The organism is Ruegeria arenilitoris (genome assembly GCF_013030265.1).
Lineage (GTDB): Bacteria > Pseudomonadota > Alphaproteobacteria > Rhodobacterales > Rhodobacteraceae > Ruegeria > Ruegeria arenilitoris_E.
In genome coordinates this window covers 241004-264158 of sequence record NZ_WPZQ01000004.1, presented here as the reverse complement: position 1 = coordinate 264158, position 23155 = coordinate 241004, and the positions used below count along the sequence as shown (strand labels likewise).

The window sequence follows — 23155 nt, the reverse complement described above, 5'->3', positions numbered from 1 at the left end:
TGCTTAAGCGGTCAGGACGTTGTTACCGAAATACATGTATTCTTCAGACATTCCTGAAATCTCGTCGGCATTCAGGCTCAGACTGGCGCTATCAAGCATCTTGTAACTCGACTGCCCCTTCACCCATTCATCAGCGGATTGCAAAGTCGTCAGCGTGTAAGAAGTCACGTCATTCAGATAATGTGTGGGGATGATTATCTTCGGCTTCAGTTTCGCAACGATATCATTGCCTTGCTCATAGCTCAAAATGTGTTGCGAGCCATCTACAGGCAGGGTCAGAACATCCACTTGGCCAATCGCATCCCAGAATTCTTGTGGCGGGTTATGTCGATTGTCACCCCAGATCAGGGTTCGGATGCCACCTGTCTCCACCAGGTAAACGACCATATCCATATGACCGACGTTGTTCGGCGGGCAGGCCTCAACTCCAAATTCGGCCAGCGCATTGGTCCAGTCATACCAGCCCGGTGCGACACAGGCGTGTTTGTCTGCAAATCCAGTGATCTTCAGATCCGCGAACTCAAAATTCCCTGCCATTCTATCCAGCACCATCGTCGAGCTGGGACGCTCGATAGCATCGTGATCAAAGTGAGCGTGAGTGGACATCGTGATATCGACAGGGATCTGAGGGAACTCATTTCTGAACCACAGCCCCCAAGCCCCCGACGGATCATCCCTCCAGGGATCAAACAGAACCGTGGCACCATTGGGTGACGTGATCTTGATAGCGCAGTGGCCGTAATAGTCGATCCCGACCGTTCCACTGCTTGCCTGTCCGGTTGAGCCCTGCAGATCGATCACATGGTTGTTGTTACCGGGTTGCAGCCACGCTTGTGATTGCGCTTCTGCGGGCTTGCTGCCAAGCAAAGACGCCCCTGCCCCGACACCTGCTGCACCAGCTGCCATAAAGAATGAGCGTCGCGAAAGACCCGGGGCCAGAGAGTCGCGATTGCCGTTAAGAATTGTGGGCTTCAGATCGTTTCGATCCATTATTGTACCTCCGTATTGGACAGGCACGGGTTTGTTCCGTACCACCAATTTCAAGGTAGCAATCGTTGGTCGCTTGGCTCAGGCCAGAAAAATCAGGGGGAAATATGGGGGAAAACCCCATATTCCGTGTTCACGAAATCGAGAGCAGATGGCTGCGAAGATTCTGATCGCGCCCTTCCAGCCCCAATTTTCGCCGAATGTTGTTGCGGTGAAAATCGATGGTCGAAGTTTCCCGTGACATCGCCCGCGCGATGTCTTTCGTTGTTTTGCCAGACATAACCAGCTGCGCAATTTCGATCTCGGTTGGTGTCATCATCGCGAACGCATCGGACAGTTTGTCTGACATCATCGAGGTGATGTCCCTTAGATTGCTCTCGGCCAGATCCAGATAAGCATGAGATGCCTCCCCTTCGACCAACTGCCCGCGCAGTTTGTCGAGATAAGGCAGCACCATCGAGCGCACACGCTCTACGATATCCTGATCCCGGTCCTTCCGATCATCATCGAGACTGGTTAGCAACACGCGAAGAGCCGTATTGGTTTCCTGCAACTCCCGCGTCCTGGCCTGAACACGATTTTCCAGATGCATAAGCGTCTCGTTGAGTTTCTCTTCGAGCGCTCTGCGCAAGTAAACCTCTTGTATCAAAGCCAAATCTGACTCGACCATGCGTGCGAACTGGGCAAGCCCCTCTCGGAACAAAAGAGCGCGTCGGTTGCGGTGTCGATCCAGAACACAGATGGTTCCGAATACCGTGCCATCGGGCCATTTCAGGGGAAACCCGATGTAGAACGACATGCCATGCTCCAGATCCTCATTATCACTCCACACCGGATCGCATTGTGCATCTTCAACCACCAACTCGCCATTGCGCTCCAGCACACCCTGACAATAAAGCTTGGGGTTCAAACGAAAGTTCATACCCACCGGGTAGGGGTTTTCCGGATGATCGGAAGTAATCAGAACCGCATGATCAGGCGCGTCCGTTTTCATGATCAGGCTGGCTGGCACATCAGCAAGCTGCGAGACCAGATCAACCAGCTTTTGCCAATTGGCCATAGTATCCGGTGGAATCTCCGGGCGGTCGCGTGTCATCGGCAAAGTCACCGTCATTTGGGATTACCAAATCAGGTTAATGCGCCGAATGGTGGCCAATCAAGAAACAGGCTCTCTGCAGTGCAGCGCGCCGAACTTAGCCGCCCCAGATCACTTTCACATAGTTCTGGGTTTCCGCATATGGCGGAACGCCGCCATGCTTTTCTACGGCCTTTGGCCCTGCGTTATAGGCAGCCAGCGCAAGACGCCAGGATTTGAACTTGCGATACTGCCAGGACAAATACCGCGCGCCCCCTTCCAGGTTCTGCTTTGGGTCATGTGGGTTCACACCCAACAGCTGCGCGGTCTGAGGCATAAGCTGAGCGAGACCCAGCGCACCTTTATGAGACTTTGCGTGTGGATTCCAGCCACTTTCCTGTTGAACCAGTCTGAGGAACAGTTCCTCAGGCACGCTGTGCAAACGGGCAGCTTGCCGGGCCATGGCCAGATATTCGCCACGGTACTTTCCGGTATAACGCTTGCTGAATTTGCCCTGCGCGGTTTTCGGCTTAAGCCTGTCGGAATCGCGGTACTGAGTGGCCGCGCGTGTATCCAGAATCTTGGCTTGCTTGAGGAAGATGTCTTTCCGGTTCTTTGTGGACAGCACATCAGCCTGCACAGGTGCAGATGCCAAAGCGAGGCAAAAAATCGAGAAACCACCAACCAGAAAACGCATTAAAGCCAATCCCGCTCGTTCAGCAATCAGACGGATTATAGGTATTCCAGTCAGAAATGAAAGCTTGGTTAAAAGAACCACAAGAATTCCTGTCAAACCGCTGCATGATGAACTCTGTTTTAACCAAGACGCAGGCCGTATAGGGTCACGGATGAACACCGCCCAGATTCGGGCGCAACCAAATTACCAATGCACGGGGAAACATATGGCAGGTTCAGTCAACAAGGTCATTCTGGTCGGCAATCTCGGCCGTGATCCCGAGGTGAGGACATTTCAGAACGGCGGCAAGGTCTGCAACCTGCGTATTGCCACCTCGGAAACATGGAAAGACCGCAACACGGGTGAACGCCGTGAACGTACCGAATGGCACTCGGTCGCCATTTTCAATGAGGGTCTCGTACGCGTAGCTGAACAGTATCTGCGCAAAGGTTCCAAGGTTTATCTTGAAGGGCAGCTGCAGACCCGAAAGTGGCAGGATCAATCGGGGCAGGATCGCTATTCGACTGAGGTTGTTTTGCAAGGGTTTGGCTCTACCCTCGTAATGCTGGATGCCCGCGGTGAAGGCGGCGGCGGAGGCTACGGTGGCGGCCAGGCAGGCGGCTACGGCGGTGGTCAGGCCGGCGGCGGATATGGAGATCCGTACGGTGCACCTTCCGGTTCACCGGCACCAGCATCAGGCGGGATCGACGACGACGAGATTCCGTTCTAAGCAAAACGGAGAACAAAGATGACATGGTCCTTCCCGGTTGGCCGCTTGCTCGGCTCAGAGCTGAGGGTCCATGTCACGTTCTTCCTACTGTTGGCTTGGGTCGGATTCGCGGCCTATTCCAATGGGGGATGGCCCGCAGCCATCGACAACCTACTGTTTGTTCTGGCGCTTTTTGCCTGCGTCGTTGCGCATGAATTCGGTCATGCGCTCATGGCGCGGCGGTATGGCATTCGAACACCGGATATCACGCTGTTGCCAATTGGCGGTCTTGCCCGGCTGGAACGTATGCCGGAAAAACCGATGCAAGAAGTTCTGGTAGCGCTTGCCGGACCCGCTGTAAACATCGTGATCTGGGTGGTGCTTTTGATCCTCGGCGCCAGAATGCAGATCGAAACACTGACACAAATCGACTCGGCACAATCCGATCTTCTCAGCCGATTGGCCTACGTCAATTTGTTCCTTGCCGTGTTTAACATGATCCCCGCGTTTCCGATGGATGGTGGTCGCGTTTTTCGCGCTTTGCTGTGCCTGAAAATGGATCGGGTCAAAGCCACTCGCGTAGCGGCTCTGGGCGGCCAGATGGTTGCGGTTGGGCTGGGCTTTCTGGGGCTGACCTCGGGCAATCCGATCCTTGTTCTGATTGCTGTATTTGTCTTCATCGCAGCCAATGCAGAAAGTCAGGATGTCGCCATGCGTTCGATCGCGCGGCGTGTATTGGCCCGCGATGCGATGATTACTGAATTTCAGTCACTGTCGCCAAACGATACACTCAACACCACGGCTCAAGCCGTAATCCACACGACGCAGCATGAGTTTCCAGTTCTGGAGACTGATGGCAGCTTGCTGGGGTTTGTAACGCGTGAGCGCCTGTTTGCTGCGCTGGCAAGCGATCACCCCCGATCTGATCCCGCAACTTCTGTCATGGACACAGACATCCCCCGCGTTTTGCTGACTAGTGGATTGGAAACAGTTCTGGACAAACTACACCACGGGGCACCTGCCATAGCTGTATGTACCGAAGGCGGTCGAATGATCGGTTATATTACCCGCGAGAATATCGGCGAGTTGATGGTTATCAGAGGGCGCTGATTCCTCTATTTATCAGCAGGTTGCCAACGCATCCTCAAGCACAGACAAGACGGCTTCGCGCGGGACATCAGAGGTTACAAAAGCGTTGCCAATTCCACGCGCCAGAATAAAGCGCAACTGACCGTCCACGACCTTTTTGTCCTGACCCATCAATTCAACCAAAGCCTCCGCCCCAGGTAGGTCACCCGGGATGTCCGCCAGATCGGTTTTCATACCCATCGCGCGTAGATGCGCGCGCACTCGGCTGGGATCTTCTTGCGAGCACAGGCCCAAACGGGCTGAGAGCTCAAAAGCCAGCGCGCAGCCAATCGCGACCCCTTCTCCATGCAGCAGTCGATCCGAATAACCCGTCGCAGCCTCGAGCGCATGACAGAATGTATGTCCCAGATTCAGCAGAGCCCGATCACCCTGCTCGGTCTCATCACGGGATACGATATCCGCTTTCATCTGTACTGAACGCGTTACGGCCTGGACGCGCGCCGCCATATCTCCGGATGACAATGCCGCTCCATTCTCTTCCAACCATTCAAAGAAGGATGCGTCACCCAGCAGACCATATTTCACGACCTCGCCGTAGCCTGCCAAAAAGTCCCGCGCCGTCAGCGTACCCAATACAGAGGTGTCTGCCAGAACCAGTGTAGGTTGATGAAAAGCGCCAATCAGGTTCTTGCCTTGAGGTGCGTTTATTCCTGTCTTTCCGCCAACTGAACTGTCCACCTGCGCCAGCAACGAGGTCGGGATCTGGACAAACCTCACTCCGCGCCGCAGAACGGCTGCAGCGAAACCCGCCAGATCACCGATGACGCCGCCGCCAAAGGCCACCACTACATCACGACGTTCGATCTTTTCCGCCAACAACCACTCGACGGCGCGTTCAAAATGCGGCCAGCTTTTGGTTGCCTCCCCCGCGGGCAGAGCAAGCGCTGTCATTTCGATGCCAGATGCAGCCAAACCAGACCGCAACCCCTCAAGATGAATGGACGCAACCGTTTCATCTGTCAGAACCGCAACCCTTGGGCGCGGAAGCAGCGGTGCGATCCGTGCGCCCGCCTGAGCCAGCAGATCAGGACCAATCTCAACATTGTAGGATCGATCACCCAGGTCTACGAAAACAGTCTGATGCATTTACTTCTGTTCCAAAACATCGGGACGCGTTGCCAGTTCGGCCAATACACGATCCACCATATCCTCAATCGCTGTCTCAGCGTCCGAGTCCGCCACAAGATCAGCCTGGGCATAAATCGGAACACGCGCCTCGTACAACGCGCGCAAGGTCGCATGGGGGTCTGAGGTACGCAGCAGCGGCCGCGTATCCTTATGCCTTACCCGGCCCCACAACACTTCCAGATCCGCACGCAACCAGACGGAAACACCTCGGTCTGAAATCATCTGGCGGTTTTCGCCGGATAAAAAGGCGCCGCCACCGGTGGACAGGATACCTTTTTCTTCGTCCAATAACCTGCCGATGACCTGACTCTCTTTCGAGCGAAAAAACGGTTCGCCGTCGCGTTCAAATATCTCCGGGATCGTCATGTTGGCCGCCGATTCGATCTCGGCGTCGCTGTCCAGAAACGGAACCGACAGCCGCGCAGCCAAAGCACGCCCCACCGCTGTCTTACCAGCGCCCATCATACCAACCAAAACAACGGTTTTGTGCAGATCAAAGCTCTGCGCGTTGCCCGGATTTGACGTGTTATGCTTAATTTCGCTCATTTCACCGTGAATGACGTGATCTTGGGAAAAATGCCAGTTATAACTTGGGCAAAAGCGAAAATTGAGGCAGCGTTAAACCATGGGCCGTCTGATCAAGTTCCTGATATACCTTATTTGCCTCGGCTTCATCGGGCTGGTGGCGTATGCTTATGTCGGGCCATTCTTTGGCGCAGATTTCTCTGCGCCTCAAAGTGAAATCCGAGAACCGGTTATCCTGAATGTTGACTAGAGCCGCGCTGCTTGCGCTTGTTCTGGCAGGAACAGCTCAGGCCCAGACGCAGGAACCACTTTCCGTCATCGACTGGCTGGACAACCCACCCGAGAACCTTCCGGGCACCGTCTTGTTGGAACCACCGGTGACCCAGACCGGGTTGCAGCCGGATGTTCAGGTCACACCTCTCGAGGCTCTTTCACCACCGCTTGGCCTTGTGTCTTCATCGGTAACCGGTCTTCCTGTTGATCTATGGCAGGGCAGTGATCCGGAACGCCTCGCCGAGTTGATCAAGCGTGTCCCGGTCAAAGCCAATCCAGCTATGCAAAAGCTGTTGTTCACGCTGCTGCTTTCTGAGGCGCGCGCGCCCACCGGCACGGGCAAGCAAGACGTGCTTCTGATGGCGAGGCTCGATCGGCTCATGCAACTTGGGGCTTCGGATCCGGTTCAATCGCTTGTTCAATTGGCCGGACCAACCGACACGCCAGAACGCTTCAAACGCTGGTTCGATGCGACGCTGCTTACAGGTGACGAGGATCGCAGCTGTACGGCATTGATCGCCCAACCTCATCTGTCGCGCGACTACTCGGCACAGATTTTCTGCAAGGCTCGTAGAGGTGACTGGTCCTCGGCTGCACTGACGCTCGAAGCTGCGCACGCATTGCAGGTGATGTCCCCGGAACAACTCGATCTTATGGATCGTTTTCTCAGCCCTGAGATGTTTGAAGGGGCAGCGTATCTTCCCCAACCCGACAACCCGGATCCCCTGACCTTTCGCCTTTTCGAAGCGATTGGTGAACGGTTGCCGAGCGCCCCGTTGCCTCGGGCCTTCGCAAACGCCGATCTGCGCGATGTCGCGGGCTGGAAAGCCCAGATCGAAGCTGCAGAGCGTTTGACGCGCATTGGGGCACTGACCCCTAATCAATTGCTGGGCCTCTACACCGAAAGGTCTCCGGCAGCGTCGGGGGCAGTTTGGGATCGGGTCGCTGCAGTTCAGCGATTTGAAACCGCGCTGGAAACACGTAATTCCGAAGCCATCGCCAAAACACTTCCGGTCGTCTGGGAACAAATGCGAAGCGTCGGCCTTGAGGTGCCTTTCGCCGAACTGTTTGCAGCGCGTCTGGTCAACATTAAACTACCGACAGCCTCAGCTGAAAATCTTCGTTGGAGAATTCTGCTGCTATCCGAGCTTTATGAGAATGCAGCGCTAAAGGTTCCGGACAATTCACAAGAAAATCAGTATTTGGCCGCACTAGCACAAGGTGATCCGGGACGTGCGCCCTCCCCATCCCCACTCGCAGATGCCATTTCTGAAGGGTTTGTCTGGGCCGCACCCGTTCCATCAGATATCAATGCAATGCTGGACAATGGTCAGCTTGGCGAAGCCATTCTGGAGGCGATGCACCTGTTTGCGCATGGCGCGCGTGGCAATTTGGTAGACCTGACAGCTGCCATCGCAGCATTCCGTCGCGTTGGGCTCGAGGATACAGCAAGACGGGCAGCGCTTCAGCTTATGATCCTGCAGGGTACATGAGTATGACTGCGCCAGCGACGCAAGACCTTTGGATTTCAACGTTTCTGGAGGCGCAGGCGGCAGAGCTTGGCGCTGCGACCAATACCCTGCTGGCCTATGGTCGCGACCTCAAGGATTTCTCATCTTGGCTGGAACGTCATAAATCTGGCTTTGCTGAGGCTGACCGCGATCAGATCGAAGGTTATCTGATTGATTGTGATGCGCAGGGGCTGTCACGGTCTACGCGTGCGCGGCGTCTTTCGGCCATCAAACAACTCTATCGCTTTGCCTTTGAAGAAGGTTGGCGCGACACCAATCCCGCAATCCAGATAAAAGGTCCAGGCCGCCAAAAGCGGCTACCCAAAACTCTGGATGTTGTTGAAGTGGATCGTTTGCTGGATGCAGCACGACAGACAGGCCGAAGCACGGCAGACAAGATACGAAACACGTGCTTGATGGAAGTCCTCTACGCGACCGGGATGCGCGTCACTGAACTGGTATCGCTGCCGGTTTCATCTGCGCGTGGTGACCCACGGATGTTGCTGGTTTTGGGCAAAGGTGGAAAAGAGCGGATGGTGCCGCTGTCCCCACCCGCTCGCGATGCGTTGGCGGCGTGGCTAAAAGTTCGGGATGAGGCTGAGGAAGCAACTGTCTCCAAAGGTGGACAGCGATCCCGTTTTCTATTTCCTTCGCGCGGGAAATCAGGCCATCTCACGCGGCACAGGTTCTTTCTTCTTGTGAAAGAGCTGGCGGTTCACGGCGGTGTTTCACCCGAAAAGGTCACCCCGCATACGCTGCGCCACGCTTTTGCGACGCATCTGTTGGCAAATGGCGCTGATCTGCGCTCGATCCAGACGCTGCTTGGCCATGCCGACGTGGCAACAACCGAAATATATACGCATGTTCTGGATGAACGTCTGTCCGAACTGGTCATTCAGCATCATCCGTTGGCTAAGGACGATGAGAAGAACAAGGGCTAACCCCTTGATTGGGCGGGGCCGCGGCCCCATAACGGATGCAACAACACTAATATTCAAGGAACGATGGAACCCAACCCTTCTCTGATTGATGGTGCCTTCTGGATTACGACCGGCTCTATCTTACTATTGCTCGTGCTGTCGGGCTTCTTCTCAGGCTCAGAAACTGCGCTTACCGCGTCTTCTCGCGGCAAGCTTCGGGCACAGGCAGACAAGGGATCGCGGGGGGCACAAAAAGCGCTCGACATCACCGACGACAACGAGCGCCTCATTGGGTCTGTCCTTCTGGGCAACAACCTCGTCAACATCCTGGCGGCGTCGCTGGCGACAGCTTTGTTTACGCGCTTGTTCGGCGAAAGCGGTGTGGCGCTTGCGACTTTGGTGATGACCCTGCTGGTTCTGATCTTCGCTGAAGTCCTGCCCAAGACATATGCCATTACGAACGCGGAAAAGGCTGCTGCGGCTGTTGCCCCGGTCATAAGCGTTGTCGTAACAGTGTTTTCCCCGGTCGTTGCGGCTGTACGACTGTTGGTGCGTGGCGTACTGCGCCTGTTCGGGGTGAAAATCGACCCGGACAGCAACATCCTTGCGGTGCGTGAAGAAATCGCTGGTGCCCTGCAACTGGGCCACTCTGAAGGTGTCGTTGAAAAAGAGGACCGTGACCGTATCCTTGGTGCACTGGACCTTGGTGACCGCGCGGTCGAGGAAATCATGCTTCACCGCTCAAACATCGAAATGATCGACGCCGATGCCGAACCCGAAGCGATCCTGAAACAATGTCTGGAAAGCCCGCATACGCGCCTGCCCGTCTTTCGAGATGAGCCCGAGAACATTGTCGGAGTGGTCCATGCCAAGGATTTGTTTCGCGCAATGTACGCTCAGGTCGGTGGTGCCGATGGCGATACAGAGAAGCTGCGCTCGTTCGACATCTCGAAAGTTGCGAATGATCCTTATTTTGTGCCCGAAACCACGACCCTCGACGATCAGATGAGAGAGTTCCTGCGCATGCACAGCCACTTCGCCCTTGTGGTGGATGAGTACGGCTCGCTGCGCGGCTTGATCACGCTAGAGGACATTCTAGAAGAGATCGTGGGTGAGATTGCTGACGAATTCGACATCGACGAAGAGGTCCCGGTGACCCGCACCGAGGATGGTCAGTTTCTTGTTGAAGGTGCCATGACTATCCGGGACGCGAACCGCGCGCTGGACTGGTCACTGCCGGATGAAGAGGCAAATACGCTTGCGGGTCTCGTTATTCACGAAGCGCAGATGATCCCGATTGTTGGACAAGTGTTTTCGTTCCACGGCTTTCGTTTTGAGGTCACTGCCCGCGAAGGAAACCGTATCACGGGTTTGAAGGTCAGACCCCTCTGACTCAACGCCGAATGTTGAAAACGACACAGTCGGTCGTTTTTTCGACAGATAGATATCGCACTGCCACGCACCTTCGCTTCAAACAAGGAGGTGTGAATGAAAAGCTCGTGTCAGGTTGTTGTCATTGGCGGCGGTGTAGTCGGCTGTTCTGTACTATACCATCTGACCAAGCTGGGCTGGTCGGATGTGATGCTGCTCGAGCGTTCGGAGCTGACCAGTGGTTCAACCTGGCATGCTGCCGGTGGCTTTCACACGCTGAACGGCGACACCAACATGGCTGCGCTGCAGGGCTACACGATCCGTCTCTACAAAGAGCTGGAAGAAATCACCGGTATGTCGTGCGGGCTGCATCACGTGGGTGGCGTCACGCTGGCCGACAATCAGGATCGGTTCGACATGTTATTGGCGGAGCGCGCCAAGCATCGCTTCATGGGGCTTGAGACCGAGATTGTTGGTCCGGAAGAAATCAAGAAGATCGCCCCGATCACCAACACCGACGGCATCATTGGGGCACTGTACGACCCGCTGGACGGGCATCTCGACCCCTCGGGTACGACGCATGCTTATGCCAAAGCAGCGCGTATGGGCGGCGCGACGATCGAGACCCACTGCATGGTGCGCGAAACCAATCAGCGTCCAGATGGAACCTGGGATGTGGTTACCGACAAAGGTACGATCCATGCCGAGCATATCGTGAACGCAGGGGGCCTGTGGGCGCGTGAGGTCGGCGCAATGGCCGGTATCTATTTCCCACTGCACCCAATGGAGCACCAATATCTCGTCACGGATTCGATCCCTCAAATCGAGGCAATCATCGATGCCGGTGGTGAACACCCGCACGTTATGGACCCGGCTGGCGAAAGCTATCTGCGTCAGGAGGGTCGCGGTCTGTGTATCGGGTTCTATGAACAACCCTGTAAACCTTGGGCAGTCGACGGCACACCGTGGGATTTCGGGCACGAACTGTTGCCGGATGACTATGACAAGATCACCGATAGCATCGAATTTGCGTATAAACGGTTCCCCGTTCTGGCCGAGGCTGGCGTCAAATCGGTTATCCACGGACCCTTTACCTTTGCACCTGATGGAAACCCGCTGGTTGGCCCCGTACCCGGCGTTCGGAACTACTGGTCTGCATGCGGTGTGATGGCAGGGTTCAGTCAAGGCGGTGGCGTTGGTCTGACGCTGGCACAGTGGATGATCGAGGGTGAACCCGAACGAGACGTCTTTGCCATGGACGTGGCGCGCTTTGGCGACTGGATCAGCCCCGGCTATACACGCCCCAAAGTGATTGAGAACTATCAGAAACGTTTCAGTGTGGCTTATCCGAACGAGGAACTGCCCGCCGCGCGGCCCAACCGCACAACGCCGATGTATGATATTTTCACAGACCTTGGTGCTGTCTGGGGACAGCAATATGGGCTTGAGGTTCCAAATTACTTCGCAAAAGGCGATGAGCCCACATATGAAACACCCTCATTCCGTCGCTCGGACGCATTTGACGCCACAGGGCGTGAGGTGCGCGCCGTGCGCGAGGGTGTTGGTATCAACGAAGTCCACAACTTTGGAAAATACCTCGTAACTGGCGCAGGCGCGCGCGCTTGGCTGGATCGGGTCATGGCAGGTCGCATCCCCAAACCCGGTCGCCTGACCCTGACACCCATGCTGTCACCCAAAGGAAAACTCATCGGAGACTTCACCGTCTCATGCCTGAGCGAGACCGAGTTCCAACTGACCGCATCGTATGGCAGCCAAGCCTTCCACATGCGCTGGTTCCTGCAACATCAGGAAGCCGGCGTGTCAGTCGAAAACATCAGCGACAGAAGGAACGGTTTCCAGATTGCAGGCCCGCTTGCCGCTAAGGTTCTGGCGGCATGTACACGGGATGATGTCTCGAGCCTCAAGTTTCTGGATGTACGCCGCATGACTGTCGGTATGAACGAGTGCATTGTCCAAAAGGTCAGCTACACCGGTGATCTGGGGTATGAAATCTACTGCGATCCGATGGCGCAGCGGCAACTCTGGCATACGCTTTGGCAAGCCGGTGAACCGCATGGCATGGTTCCCTTCGGCATGCGCGCGATGATGAGCCTGCGGCTCGACAGGTTCTTTGGTTCGTGGATGAGGGAGTTTTCTTCTGACTACACGGCCGCGGAAACCGGGCTGGACAGGTTCATTTCGTTCTCCAAAAACACTGACTTCATAGGCCGCTCAGCAGCCGAAGCAGAACGCACCGACGGCACCCAGCGCAAGCTGGTGGCATTTGAGGTCGACGCGGATGATGCCGATGTGAATGCTTATGAGCCGATCTGGTTGGACGGCGCCGTCGTCGGTTTCTGTACCTCGGGCGGATATTCACACTTTGCAGAGAAATCTATCGCAATGGGATTCTTGCCATCTGACCGGATTACGGACGGGTTGGAAGTGGAAATCGAGATACTGGGCCAAATGCGAAAGGCACATGTGATCTCCACCCCTTTGTTTGACCCGGACGGGGAACGTATGCGGGGGTGACACTGCTTGCCGGTGGCGGCAAGGTGGCGGGATGAAGAAGATACCCATCATTTTGTTGGCTGCCGGTCAATCCAACCGTATGGGCGGTGCGGATAAGCTGATGCAGCTTGTTGAAAGCATCCCGCTATTGCGCCGCTCAGCAATGACAGCGCTGGCAGCTGCCCCAGTGTATGCAGCCCTGCCCCCGGCCCCACACCCGCGCTACAGGGCTCTTGATGGGTTAGATGTGCAAAAGGTTGAAATCCCTGACGCGACTGAAGGGATGAATGCCAGCCTCCGAGGGGCGTTGAAACACATTCCCGCAGATGCACGCGCGGTGATGGTTTTGCTTGCCGATTTGCCTGAACTAACAATCAGCGACCTGCAATCCGTCTCGGCCTCGGTTGAGGCCAACCCGGACAATCTGGTCTGGCGTGGGGCCACTGAAACCGGAAAGCCTGGTCATCCAGTCATTTTCGACCGTTCCCTGTTCGACCAGCTATCGAACCTGACTGGAGACACCGGCGCACAATCTGTGGTTCGCCAGCACGCAGACAAGGTGCATTTGCATCGGCTTCCCGCCGATAATGCGTTGCTGGATCTTGATACGCCCGAAGACTGGGCAAGCTGGCTTACGCAAAGAAGGTCCCAAACGTAACGCGGCCCGGTCGTTATCGACCGGGCCGGTTGCCCAAATTGTAGGACTACCACTTTCACCAACACCGAAAGCGCAGTCTGGTCGTCATAAGACGCCGACTATTCCGCTGCCGAACCGAAACAAGACCCCCTCGTTAACATGCCGCTCAGCGCTTCCGGTGACTGAGATAAACCCTTCAGCACCCCCTTGTGCCTTTGGGTTCCCCCTCACTTGGGCAAGTTCATCGTCACCGATCAGGTCGTTCCAAACAATGTAAAATTGGAAGAAACGGTTAATTTTGTGACATTTGGAATGGTTTTTGCGCAACAACGCAGAACGCGAATTTCAACCCCTGGTTGATCTTCACGTAACGGCAACTTGCACAGAAACAGAGGTTACAGCAGACATATTCTCAAATATGACAATTCAACAGAGACCTAAGGGCCATTTGACGGCCAATTTGTCACTCTGCCCGCAACCCAAGGAAGATCGAATTATCAAGCGAAAAGGCGCCGGATTTTTTGTTAACAAAAATGATTCAATTCAACCCTTTTCACCCTTTGACCGCGATTCCGGCAACAATCCACCGATTCGTGGACGTCTTTCGCCAGCCGATTCCTTCGTTTCAACGGACGGTTCGGCGGCATACAACATCGGGAATAAGGCAAAATTAAGATTTATTAATTGATCAGTCAGAAAACGCTCAGGCTGATGCGCCATCTCTTGTTTCAACGCGCGTACGCAAGCGTGCCGTATACAGGAGACATAATCAGAATGAGCATTCGCAAATCCTCTCGCCTTTATCCTCGTACAACAAACTGGATCGGTGCCAGTGCACTGGGCGCAGCTTTGCTTGCCGGGACAGCAATACCTTCATTGGCAGACGAAGCTCTGGCCGATCTGGTCGAAACCGTATCGCCTTCGGTCGTGACCATCGTCGCAGTACAGGACGCTGCCCCCGTCCCGGCTCAGGGACAGGAATTCGATTTCGAAGGCCACCCTTTCGGTGAGTTCTTCAAACGCTTTGGTGGGCCAGAAGGCTTCAAGATGCCTGACCGTGGCCCAAGCCAAGGTCTGGGCTCGGGCTTTGTTCTCGATGAAGACGGTTATATCGTCACCAACCACCACGTCGTAGATAACGCCAGCACCATCACGGTTCGTCTCAGCGACGATCGTTCGTTCGAGGCCGAAATCGTCGGCACCGACCCGCTGACTGATATCGCCGTGCTCAAGATTGACGCCGGCGAAGCACTGCAGCCGGTGAAACTGGGTGACAGCGACGTTATTCGCGTGGGCGAAGATGTTGTCGCAATCGGTAACCCTTTTGGCCTGAACGCTACAGTCACAACTGGTATTGTATCGGCCAAGGGTCGCAACATTTCCGAAGGCCCTTATGCCGAGTTTATCCAAACCGATGCCGCCATCAACAAAGGCAACTCGGGTGGCCCGCTTTTCAACATGGAAGGTGAGGTTGTTGGCGTAAACTCAGCGATCTACTCGCCAAGCGGCGGATCCGTGGGCCTCGGCTTTGCCGTAACCTCGAATATCGTCGATCACATCACCGCCGACTTGCGCGATGATGGTCAGGTCAGCCGAGGCTGGCTGGGTGTATCGATCCAGAACGTCAGCCCCGAACTGGCTGCGGCTATGGGTATCGATACTGCAACCGGCGCGCTCGTGTCAGACATTGTCAGCGGTAGCCCAGCGGACGGTGTTCTGCAGCAAGGTGACGTGATCCTGACATTCAACGACGAAGCCGTTGATTCCAGTAGCGATCTGCCAATCTTGGTCGGCACGACCAAAGTGGGCACTGATAGCGTGATCACCGTCCTGCGCAACGGCCAGGAAGAGCAGCTTGAACTGACCATCGGTCAGCATCAGGCGGCCTCAGCCGAGGCAGATGTCACTGTAGATGACAAGGTCGCCGGTACGTCGCTAGGCGTGACGGTCGCACCGTTGACTGAGACCGCGCGCGCCGAAATGGGCGTTGGTGAGAACGTTGATGGCGTCGTCGTGACTGGATTGAAACCGGATAGCCCTGCCGCCAAAGCAGGCCTGCAGCGTGGCGATGTGATCGTCAAACTGGGGGAACTGGAGACCGTGACACCGGATGATCTGAAAGCTGCGCTGGAAAGCGAGAAAACGGATCCGGCTCTGGTGCTGATTAATCGTGGTGGAAATCAGATTTTCGTTGCGGTCGAGATTGCCTGATCTGAAACCCTGCGCGAGCCACATGATGGGGATATCTGGCACGCGCTATTCCTGGCTGACACGATTTGTCCACGTGCTGTCGGGACGGCCGGGTGCGTAAACCGCACCCGGCATGTTTTTTTAAATCTATATCCGTGCTTATATCGTGATTGAAAGGAAACCCTACAATGAGCAGACGCCTCCTGATCGTCGAAGATGATACCGACACACGCGACTTCATTGCCAAAGGGTTTGGCGAAGAAGGTTACGTTGTCGAAACCGCAGCCGATGGCCGCGAAGGTCTGTACCATGCGACGGATGGCGGTTTCGATGCAGTCGTACTGGACCGGATGCTGCCCGGACTGGACGGCCTGTCGATGATCAAGTCCATGCGGGCCGCGGGTCTGAACACTCCTGTGCTGATGCTGACCGCGATGAGTGCGGTCGATGAGCGGGTCAAAGGCCTGCGCGGTGGTGCAGATGACTATCTGGTCAAGCCCTTTTCGTTTCAGGAATTACACGCGCGGATCGAGGCGCTGTTAAGGCGACCACAGGAATCAGAGGAGACCCCTACCCTGACCTGCAAGGACCTCGAAATGGATCTGCTGACCCGCAAAGTAACACGTGGCGGTCGCGACATTACGCTGACACCGCGCGAGTTTCAGATCCTTGAGTTTTTCCTGCGTCGCAAAAACCGAGTAATCTCACGCACCATGTTGCTTGAAGGCGTCTGGGACTACCATTTCGATCCCAATACCAATGTTGTCGATGTACATATTTCCAAGCTACGCAGGCAGCTTGATGAAGGGGGTGCAGAACCCTTGATCGAAACCGTACGCGGTGCCGGATACATGGTATCTGATGGCTAACCTACGACTGTCGTTCAACAATTCTCGAACGCGGTTGGTTCTGGCAAGCATGGTGCTCAGCACCATGCTGACTGCCGCTGTGCTGGCATTGGTTTATGTCACGGCCAACCGGACCATCGAAGGTGAAACGCGCTCAGTTGTGTCCGCTGAACTCACCGGCCTTGCAGATGAATACGAAAGACGCGGATTGCTTGGGCTTATGAATGCCATTGAGCGGCGCATTCCATCTGCGTCCGAACGTGACGCGCTTTATCTGCTGACGGATCGTTTCGGAACCAAACTGGCGGGCAATCTGCGGCAGTGGCCGGAAGGGATCGCAGCAGGTAGCGGTTGGGTCGATCTTGAGCTTCGAAAGGCCGAAGACGAACAATATGTCCCGATATCTGCCGCATCGATCAGATTGCCAGGTGGTGAGCGGCTGTTGGTTGGTCGCGATGCCCTCGCCCGTCAACAATTCGACCGGGTTCTATTCCACTCGGTCGCCCTGGCGCTGGCCATTGCATTAGCCTTAAGCATGTTGACCGGCTGGCTGCTGACCCGACTGGTTTTCTCGCGCCTCAAGGACATTGCAGATACTGCGGATCATATCGTTTCGGGCGACCTCACTCAGCGGATGCAACAACGAGGCTCCGGTGACGAGTTCGATCAGGTCGCGGGCACTCTGAACAACATGCTGGATCGGATAGAGGAGTTGGTCAGCAACCTTCGGACGACCTCAAATTCGATTGCACATGACTTGCGCTCACCCCTGTCCAGATTGCGGCAACGAGTGGAAACACTGTGCGATCCCGAAAAGTCCGATCTGGACCGAGAAATCGACGTTGCCCGGGCAACCGGAGAAATCGACCATGTATTGAAAGTACTCAGCCAGTTGACTGATATTTCACGTGCCGAAGCAGGCCTCGGGCGTGAGCAGTTCGAACAGGTTGATCTGCAGCAGCTCGTTGGTGATGTTGTTGAACTCTACGAGCCGGTCGCTGCTGATCAGGGTATCGAGCTTGAAGTCACAGGCACAGCGAAACCTATCCAGGGGCATCGGCCTTTGCTGTCACAGGCGCTTTCAAACCTGCTAGAAAACGCTATGCGTTATGCCCCGCAAGGTACTGCGATTACAATTGAAATTGGTCAGGAAGGACCCTTTGCACTGCTTAGCGTGCGTGATCGTGGCCCCGGCGTGCCAGAGGCTGATCTGGCCCGACTGCAGTTGCCCTTTGTCACGCTTGACCCGGCACGAACCGAGCGCAATTCAGGCCTTGGTCTGGCGCTGGTCGCTGCGATTTCCCACATGCATGGAGGAACATTCCTTGCACGCAACCGGGATCCGGGCTTGGAAACAACTTTGAAGCTGGCACGGCGATCCTAGGAAGGGATACCATTGATCGCCATGTTTTTGTTCTTATAGCGTTTGTCTTCGGTGACATCCTCGCCGAACCACTCGGGCGGAACAAATTCATGCGCCTCAGTTTCCGAGGCAAACTCGACTTCAACCAAGCGCAGCGGTGACAGATCTCCCTGAAACACATCTAGTTCAAAGCTCAGACCACCGGGCAGTCTGCCCGTGAAACGCTCCTTCTCGACCCGACGCCCCTCAGTCTCGGGCCAAAACGTCCCAAATTGCTGTTCCGAGATTTCGGCTTCACGCTCGACACGAACCAAGCCACCACTGCCTTTGAGGGTTAGAAAAAAGCTGTCGTTCTTTTGGCGCAGGCGCAGCTCTGTCGAATCCTCGGGCGCAGTCAGGTAACCTTGCCTCACAACTGCTTTCTTGGCCTCGTTCAAATCTGGCAATTCAGATACGAGGAATTTGCGTTCGATTTCCTTGCTCATTTGGCAGACACCAATCCATTCTCGAGTTCGTTGAACAGCGATCTGTAGGCCTTCGCTGCAGGACTGCGCCCGGCAAATGTGCACACCGGAGCCCGGTACTGCCCCATCCGCTCAATATCTGCAGCAAACGGCACGCAGGTTTTTAGGAATCTCTTTCGATAGAGTTTTCGCATAGCCTTCATCGTGTCCAGATGCATGGTTTTGCGTCGTTGGACCATTGAGAAAAACGCGCGTAGCTTCTTTTTAGGCAACCGGTTTTCATCAAAGAATCCAACCAACTGTTCGAATGTACGCTCTGAAAGAGTACTGGGGATAACCGGCACAACGATCATATCCGCAGCCTTGAAAATGTTCTCAGACAGTGTCGAGAAGTTCGGAGGACAATCCAGAACGATCACATCATAATCGCCACCAACTGATTGCAGAGCCTTCTTCAACCGTGATCGTTTGTTCCGCATTCGGGACAGAAACACGTCGAAATCACGAAACGTTAGATTGGCTGGAAGTACGTCCAAACCTTCAAAATCACTTGCCCGGATCGCTTTGGTAAAGCGTTTCACATCCTCGAAGAACCGTGCCTCAGTCAGCTTTTTCGATGGCTTGATCCGTAAGTAGAACCCCGAGGCCCCCTGCGGATCCAAATCGCACAACAACACGCGTTGCCCGGCTTGCGCAAACTCGTAGGCCAAATTGACCGAAGTGGCGGTTTTGCCGACACCGCCCTTGTTGCTGTAGCAGGCAATGATCTTCATTCCTTAATCCCCCGACGCATGAAACAAACTGCGGAACAGGTCTCGAATTTGCGGTCCGTCAAAGTGTTCGAAATTCGAAATCACGCGGTCACGTTCAGCTTTTTGCCTTTGGTCCAACCCTGCAATCAGCCCGCCAACGGCCATCCCCAATTCGGCATCTATCCGTGCGGTTGCGTTGCTTCTTTGATCGGCGAATTCCAACAAAGCTTCTTGCTGCACAGAATAGTCATTGAAGAGCCCGAGATTATCCTGAAGCTTTTTCAATGGCTTGATGATCGTTTTGAAAGCTCTCGCATCAAACAAAGGCGCAAAAAACTCCATCAGATAACGTAGCTTTTTACAATCGATGCGCAGTTCATGAACTGCTTCGTCCGGGGTATCGGCGGTAATGCTGCGGGCAAGTTTGCAGACCTTGCGATACCGTTTCCAGATCAGAGCACATGCATATTCGTAGGCACCACGGTCTGCATTCGGACCAGCCTGCAGATCAGAAAGACCCTGAAACTGCTCAGCTAGCGCATCCATCGTTTCGACATAAGATTTGCTTCGAAACCTGCGGGACAAGCGTGATAGTTCCTGGGTTCGCTCTCGCTCAAACTGATCCATCATCTTCTGCACACCGACGTGAAGAGAGGTCGGCAACATGCTGAAATAAATCTCTTTATCCAGAAGATATACATCCAGATCGCGCAAGCGACCGGTAGGTGCCATCAGATCAGAAAACGTGCGTTTCAACTCTGCGGTCTGCTCTTCTGAGAATACACCTTTGAACAAGCTGAGTACTGACCGAATTCGTCGTAGTGAGACGCGGTAATCATGCAGAAATTCAGTGTCGATATCCGCGATAACCCCTTCTTCGTTCTGCCGGGCAACGTGCAGGAAGGTCCGAATGATATCGCCAGCCGCTTCAATTGCGTGTTCTTCGTGGCCCAGCGGGATATGCGGTTTGGCCTGATATCGCTCAAGATCAGGGAAAAGTGTCTGAAACAGTGGTTCAAGACCGCGATCAGCGTGGCCAAGCTCTGACATCGCCGCACAGGTTTTGCTGTATGCCCGGTCGTATCCGCGCAGATGGTGCAACCAAACGATCGTAGCGGCACCTTGTGTACTGGTGAGCGCCATAACGGTTCCACGCACTTGCGTTTTTTGGAGTTCATCCAATACCGAGAGCGAGCGGGTTTCTACCCGACCATCGCCCAGAACTGTTAACGCTCGTAATTTGGGGAATTTAGCCAATGCACTGCGCACAGGACCTTCGGGTAATTCCTGAGTAAACTTACCATTCCCTTTGGCCTTTTGCGAAATAACGCCGACATCTCGCTGAACCAGATGCAGCAAGCCACTGGTTTCGATCAGAAGCCGTCCAGAGGTACGCAGCGACTGATCATGGCAATCCAGAAGTTTGAATGGTCTCTCTGAGATTTTTGCCTCAAGTTTGACGGATAGTTTTTCCAGCTTGCCCAACTGACCAGCATCAGACGTCCCGGGAATAACAAAAACTCTGCCCGACATGTTCGTCATGACCTGCCCTTCGCCAAAGTACTCAGATGCTCATCCATCAACGGATCTCTGCTCCTTTGAAAACCGGGCCCGTCTTCGATGGCGCGTCTCTGGATTGTCTTCAGAGTTTTCCATCCAGCACAAACGAGATTCCATTCTTGTCCGAGTTGGCTCCAGCTTCCTTGTCATGGTCATCCGACCCTCACAAAATCATGGAACCGCTTTTCCCAACACCCATCAAGGAAAACCCCGATTTACCCAGCGTCATCACCATGGTTCCCGCAAGCCCGCACGACCAACTCACACGATTGCTGGCAGCGATGAATAGCCTCGAAACCGGATCCGTCCTCCTCCCACGCGCTCATCCAGCAACCTGTAATCCGGATATCTCTGTAGGAACCGCCCCAACGCAACGCGCCCTTCAAGCCGCGCCAGTGTGAGGCCGACACAGACATGTGGTCCCCCAGCAAAAGCCAGATGGCGATTGGGCTTACGTGATATGTCAAATTTCTTCGGATCATCGAAGACTGCGGGATCCCGGTTTGCTGCGCCGATACAGAGATGCAGGTTGGTTCCTTTCGGTATATTCAAACCATCCAACTCGATATCGGCAGTGGCTTCCCGATTGCCGAACTGATTTGGCGAGCGAAAGCGAAGAATCTCTTCAACCGCTGGGTTGATCAGATCGGGATCATCCAACAATCGCCGACGCTGCTCCGGGTAATCGTTAAGCAATGCCAAACCGTTACCAATCAGGTTTGTAGTCGTTTCGTGTCCGGCGTTCAGGATGAAGATACAGTTCTGTAGCAACTCGATTTCACTCAGTTGCCCATCTTCCCCTTCCCCTCGGATCAGACGGGTCAGAACATCTGTCTCCGGGTCACCAGGTTTCATTCGCCTGCGGGCAACCAGATCACTGAGATATTCCTTGAACTCAGTAACAGCCGCATGGCCGGTGGCCATTTGCTGTTCGGTCAACGAAGGTTCGAGAGCGCCCAGAATTGCAAGTGACCAGTCGCGCAACGGGTCACGCTCATCCATTGGAACGTCAAGCAGATTGCCAATGATCTGAATGGGAATGGTTGAGGCAAAATCCTCGATCAGATCCACATGTCCTTTGCCCGCCATCCGATCCAACAATATATCGACGGTGTCGATCAGGCCGGGCTCCATCTTGGCGATCGCGCGCGGCGTAAGCGCAGATGTCATGATCTTTCGGACCCGGGTGTGTAAAGGCGGATCGGAGAAAACCAGAGAAGTGGTGTGATGCTCGAACAGAGGCGAACCGATACCGTATTTCGGACCAAACGCCGCCTTCTTGTCCGAAGAATACAGGGTGGTATCGCGATATATCCGGTCCAGATCCGAATGGCGTGACAGCAGGACCGATCCATCTGGTTGCTGTAACACCGGGGCATCGGACAGCAGAGCATCATAAAATGGGAATGGTTCGTCCACAAATCCGTCAGGAGGATTCATCAAATCCAAATGTCGAACGGATAGTGTGGCGCTGAAATCATCCATGGCTGTCTCCCTGACCCCAAGGCGTAGCGTAATGAAATTGCGCAAACAACTATTAGAATGAGACCATGGTGACATGTCGCAGCGGCCAAGCTAAGACGGGTTCATGTCTGATCCGGTTTCCTCAATCCGCAACCTTGGCCCAGCCTTTGAACAGGCTTGTACTCGTGCGGGCATTCACTCTGCCCAGCAATTGCGGGAACTGGGTGCGGACGAAGCCTATTCCCGACTGTTGGAAGCAGGGACAAAAGCCCATTTCATTGGATATTACGTGCTGGTCATGGGATTACAGGGTCGCCCCTGGAATGACTGCAAAGGCGAAGAGAAAAAAGCCCTGCGTCAACGGTTCGACCAGATCAAAACCGGAATAACCAAGGCACCGCAATCAAAACTGGTCTCTGAACTGGATGCGATTGGCGTACGCGTGGCACCCAAGGATTTAAAACCTGTATAGAGCACAAAAAAAGGCCGCGCCTCGTTCAGGCACGGCCTCTGGAATTCAACTGATGGCGAATTAGCCGACCAGTTCAATACCTGAGAAGAAGTATGCGATTTCAACCGCTGCAGTTTCAGGTGCGTCCGAACCGTGGACCGAGTTTTCGCCAACTGATTCAGCGAACTCGGCGCGGATGGTGCCAGCTGCTGCGTCTGCAGGGTTGGTTGCCCCCATGACTTCACGGTTCTTTGCAATGGCGCCTTCGCCTTCCAGAACCTGAACAACAACCGGAGCCGACGACATGAATTCGCACAGTTCGTCATAGAACGGACGCTCGGCGTGCACTTCGTAGAACTTGCCAGCTTGTTCTTTGGTCATGTGGATGCGCTTTTGCGCAACTATGCGCAGGCCGGCCTCTTCGAACTTTGCGTTGATCTTGCCAGTCAGGTTGCGGCGGGTTGCATCGGGTTTGATGATCGAGAATGTGCGTTCCAGTGCCATATCGGCCTCTCCTTACTATATGGCGCGAGGTCCGCGCCGAAATCCATCGCGCGCCGCGTAACACGGTATGTGCCTCATGAAAAG

23 protein-coding genes are annotated in these 23155 nt (G+C 54.8%); 13 read left to right on the top strand and 10 right to left on the bottom strand.

Translation table 11 applies throughout. The annotated features are described in order from the left end of the window. Positions 1–3: 3 nt before the first annotated feature. The 3 genes from GOX61_RS08945 to GOX61_RS08935 all read right to left on the bottom strand — a co-directional run bounded on the left by GOX61_RS08945 (position 4) and on the right by GOX61_RS08935 (position 2759). Positions 4–990: an MBL fold metallo-hydrolase gene (locus GOX61_RS08945; RefSeq protein WP_170332987.1), complete on the bottom strand. Its 987-nt coding sequence runs from the start codon at positions 988–990 to the stop codon at positions 4–6. 130 nt (positions 991–1120) lie between these two features. After that, positions 1121–2083: a LuxR C-terminal-related transcriptional regulator gene (locus GOX61_RS08940; protein WP_170332985.1), complete on the bottom strand. Its 963-nt coding sequence runs from the start codon at positions 2081–2083 to the stop codon at positions 1121–1123. Positions 2084–2180: 97 nt separating this feature from the next. Next, a complete protein-coding gene (locus GOX61_RS08935; protein WP_155143754.1) occupies positions 2181–2759 on the bottom strand; it encodes a lytic transglycosylase domain-containing protein in 579 nt (192 codons plus the stop codon). 205 nt (positions 2760–2964) lie between these two features. Here GOX61_RS08935 and ssb point away from each other — a divergent pair, with 205 nt between their 5' ends. Together ssb and GOX61_RS08925 are read left to right on the top strand one after the other, a co-directional pair. Then, positions 2965–3468: a single-stranded DNA-binding protein gene (ssb, locus tag GOX61_RS08930; protein WP_155143756.1), complete on the top strand. Its 504-nt coding sequence runs from the start codon at positions 2965–2967 to the stop codon at positions 3466–3468. An 18-nt stretch (positions 3469–3486) separates the two neighbouring features. Then, the gene (locus GOX61_RS08925; RefSeq protein WP_155143758.1) at positions 3487–4557 is read left to right on the top strand and encodes a site-2 protease family protein; all 1071 of its coding nucleotides are present in this window, start codon (positions 3487–3489) and stop codon (positions 4555–4557) included. Between the two features lie 12 nt (positions 4558–4569). Here GOX61_RS08925 and aroB read toward each other — a convergent pair whose 3' ends face one another. Further along, positions 4570–5682, bottom strand: a complete 1113-nt coding sequence (gene aroB / locus GOX61_RS08920; RefSeq protein WP_170332983.1) for a 3-dehydroquinate synthase — start codon at positions 5680–5682, stop codon at positions 4570–4572. After that, on the bottom strand, positions 5683–6270 hold the full coding sequence (locus GOX61_RS08915; protein ID WP_155143760.1) for a shikimate kinase: 588 nt from the start codon (positions 6268–6270) through the stop codon (positions 5683–5685). It lies immediately after the preceding gene. Between the two features lie 79 nt (positions 6271–6349). On the opposite strand from GOX61_RS08915, the gene GOX61_RS08910 reads away from it, so the two are divergent. The 10 genes from GOX61_RS08910 to GOX61_RS08865 all read left to right on the top strand — a co-directional run bounded on the left by GOX61_RS08910 (position 6350) and on the right by GOX61_RS08865 (position 17897). After that, a complete protein-coding gene (locus tag GOX61_RS08910) occupies positions 6350–6499 on the top strand; it encodes a hypothetical protein (protein ID WP_170332981.1) in 150 nt (49 codons plus the stop codon). Continuing rightward, positions 6489–8015 (top strand): hypothetical protein, encoded by a 1527-nt coding sequence (locus tag GOX61_RS08905; RefSeq protein WP_170332979.1) that lies wholly within the window; start codon positions 6489–6491, stop codon positions 8013–8015. Before GOX61_RS08910 ends, GOX61_RS08905 begins: the two co-directional genes overlap by 11 nt. 2 nt (positions 8016–8017) lie before the next feature. Beyond that, positions 8018–8974, top strand: a complete 957-nt coding sequence (locus GOX61_RS08900) for a site-specific tyrosine recombinase XerD (protein ID WP_170332977.1) — start codon at positions 8018–8020, stop codon at positions 8972–8974. 63 nt (positions 8975–9037) lie between these two features. After that, entirely contained in the window at positions 9038–10345 is a 1308-nt protein-coding gene (locus GOX61_RS08895) for an HlyC/CorC family transporter (protein WP_155143763.1), read from the top strand. Between the two features lie 96 nt (positions 10346–10441). Beyond that, entirely contained in the window at positions 10442–12859 is a 2418-nt protein-coding gene (locus tag GOX61_RS08890) for a GcvT family protein (RefSeq protein WP_170332975.1), read from the top strand. A 31-nt stretch (positions 12860–12890) separates the two neighbouring features. Beyond that, positions 12891–13496, top strand: a complete 606-nt coding sequence (locus GOX61_RS08885; RefSeq protein WP_170332973.1) for a nucleotidyltransferase family protein — start codon at positions 12891–12893, stop codon at positions 13494–13496. Between the two features lie 286 nt (positions 13497–13782). After that, a complete protein-coding gene (locus tag GOX61_RS08880) occupies positions 13783–14163 on the top strand; it encodes a hypothetical protein (RefSeq protein ID WP_170332971.1) in 381 nt (126 codons plus the stop codon). A gap of 86 nt (positions 14164–14249) precedes the next feature. Continuing rightward, positions 14250–15686 (top strand): Do family serine endopeptidase, encoded by a 1437-nt coding sequence (locus tag GOX61_RS08875; RefSeq protein WP_170332969.1) that lies wholly within the window; start codon positions 14250–14252, stop codon positions 15684–15686. 167 nt (positions 15687–15853) lie between these two features. After that, on the top strand, positions 15854–16534 hold the full coding sequence (locus tag GOX61_RS08870; protein WP_155143768.1) for a response regulator transcription factor: 681 nt from the start codon (positions 15854–15856) through the stop codon (positions 16532–16534). After that, entirely contained in the window at positions 16527–17897 is a 1371-nt protein-coding gene (locus tag GOX61_RS08865; RefSeq protein WP_170332967.1) for a sensor histidine kinase, read from the top strand. The genes GOX61_RS08870 and GOX61_RS08865 overlap by 8 nt, the downstream gene beginning before the upstream one ends. On the opposite strand, the gene GOX61_RS08860 is transcribed toward GOX61_RS08865, so the two are convergent. The 4 genes from GOX61_RS08860 to GOX61_RS08845 form a co-directional block, all read right to left on the bottom strand. After that, positions 17894–18361, bottom strand: coding sequence for a CYTH domain-containing protein (locus GOX61_RS08860; protein ID WP_170332964.1), 468 nt, complete (start codon positions 18359–18361; stop codon positions 17894–17896). The two genes, GOX61_RS08865 and GOX61_RS08860, sit on opposite strands and share 4 nt — an antisense overlap. Further along, on the bottom strand, positions 18358–19113 hold the full coding sequence (locus tag GOX61_RS08855) for a ParA family protein (RefSeq protein WP_170332963.1): 756 nt from the start codon (positions 19111–19113) through the stop codon (positions 18358–18360). The genes GOX61_RS08860 and GOX61_RS08855 overlap by 4 nt, the downstream gene beginning before the upstream one ends. Before the next feature lie 3 nt (positions 19114–19116). Further along, a complete protein-coding gene (locus GOX61_RS08850) occupies positions 19117–20625 on the bottom strand; it encodes a CHAD domain-containing protein (protein WP_217353806.1) in 1509 nt (502 codons plus the stop codon). Positions 20626–20913: 288 nt separating this feature from the next. Further along, positions 20914–22137: a cytochrome P450 gene (locus tag GOX61_RS08845; RefSeq protein WP_170332959.1), complete on the bottom strand. Its 1224-nt coding sequence runs from the start codon at positions 22135–22137 to the stop codon at positions 20914–20916. A gap of 103 nt (positions 22138–22240) precedes the next feature. Between GOX61_RS08845 and GOX61_RS08840 the strand changes: the two genes are divergently transcribed. Beyond that, a complete protein-coding gene (locus GOX61_RS08840) occupies positions 22241–22588 on the top strand; it encodes a TfoX/Sxy family protein (protein ID WP_170332957.1) in 348 nt (115 codons plus the stop codon). A 60-nt stretch (positions 22589–22648) separates the two neighbouring features. On the opposite strand, the gene ndk is transcribed toward GOX61_RS08840, so the two are convergent. Continuing rightward, complete coding sequence (gene ndk, locus GOX61_RS08835) at positions 22649–23071, bottom strand: nucleoside-diphosphate kinase (RefSeq protein ID WP_155143779.1); 423 nt, start codon at positions 23069–23071, stop codon at positions 22649–22651. Positions 23072–23155: the final 84 nt, after the last annotated feature.